This is a genomic window from Streptomyces sp. NRRL B-24572 (genome assembly GCF_002156145.1).
Lineage (GTDB): Bacteria > Actinomycetota > Actinomycetes > Streptomycetales > Streptomycetaceae > Streptomyces > Streptomyces vietnamensis.
Genome location: NZ_MWIG01001059.1, coordinates 1 through 1,161, shown reverse-complemented (window position 1 = coordinate 1,161; position 1,161 = coordinate 1). Strand labels below are relative to the sequence as shown.

Annotated in this window: 2 protein-coding genes; both read right to left on the bottom strand. The window is 73.8% G+C overall.

The genetic code is table 11. The annotated features are described in order from the left end of the window. Positions 1-543: Holliday junction branch migration protein RuvA (gene ruvA / locus CCN56_RS40110; protein WP_086832489.1), on the bottom strand; the 543-nt coding region annotated here is incomplete at its 3' end. Beyond that, positions 540-1,103 (bottom strand): crossover junction endodeoxyribonuclease RuvC, encoded by a 564-nt coding sequence (gene ruvC, locus CCN56_RS40105; protein ID WP_086832488.1) that lies wholly within the window; start codon positions 1,101-1,103, stop codon positions 540-542. The genes ruvC and ruvA, both read right to left, overlap by 4 nt. Positions 1,104-1,161: the final 58 nt, after the last annotated feature.

Genomic DNA, 1,161 nt, shown 5'->3' with positions numbered 1-1,161 from the left:
CGGCGTCACCGCCGCCACCGCCTCCTCGGCCTCGCGGCTCGCGTAGCCGAGGCCGATCAGGGCGGCGGAGAGCTGCTCGGTCCACGGCGCGGGGCCGGAGGCGGCGGCGCGCTGCGCGCCGACGAGTCCGCTGCTGCCCAGCGGGGCGCCGAGCTTGTCCTTCAGTTCGAGGAGGAGTTTCTGGGCGCCCTTCTTGCCGATGCCGGGGACGGCGGTGAGGGCCTTCTCGTCGCCGGTGGAGACGGCGAGGCGCAGCGCGTCGGGGCTGTGCACCCCGAGCATGGCCTGGGCGAGGCGGGGGCCGACGCCGCTGGCGGTCTGGAGGAGCTCGAAGACCTGCCGCTCGTCGTCGTCGGCGAAGCCGTACAGGGTGAGGGAGTCCTCGCGGACGACGAGGGAGGTGGCGAGCCGGGCGTGCTCACCGAGGCGCAGGCCGGCGATGGTGTTCGGGGTGCACTGGACGGCCATGCCGACGCCCCCGACCTCGACGACGGCGGTCGTGGGGGCGAGGGCGGCGACCGGGCCGCTCACGAAGGCGATCATCGGGTACGGCCTTTCACTGCGGAGGTGTGCTGGGCGACGGCCTGCTGGAGACGGTTCTGGGCGACGGCCTGCTGCAGGCGGTTCTGGGCGGGGGCCCGCCAGATGTGGCAGATGGCGAGGGCGAGGGCGTCGGCGGCGTCGGCGGGCTTGGGCGGGGCGGAGAGCCGGAGGATCCGGGTCACCATGGCCCCGACCTGGGCCTTGTCGGCGCGACCGCTGCCGGTGACGGCGGCCTTGACCTCGCTGGGGGTGTGCAGGGCGACGGGGATGCCGCGCCGGGAGGCGCAGAGCATGGCGACCGCGCTGGCCTGGGCCGTGCCCATCACCGTACGGACGTTGTGCTGGCTGAACACCCGCTCCACGGCGACGAGTTCGGGCGAGAAGCGGTCGATCCACTCCTCTATGCCGCGCTCGATGCCGACGAGCCGCATGCCGATGTCGTCGTCCGCGGCGGTACGGACGACGCCGACCCCGAGCATGGTCAGGGGCCGGCCGGCGACGCCCTCGACGACGCCGACACCGCACCGGGTCAGCCCTGGGTCCACCCCCAGTACGCGCACACCGCCCCCTTCCTGATCACAAGCCCGTTCGCAAGTCTGTTTGCAGGCTATCCGCTGC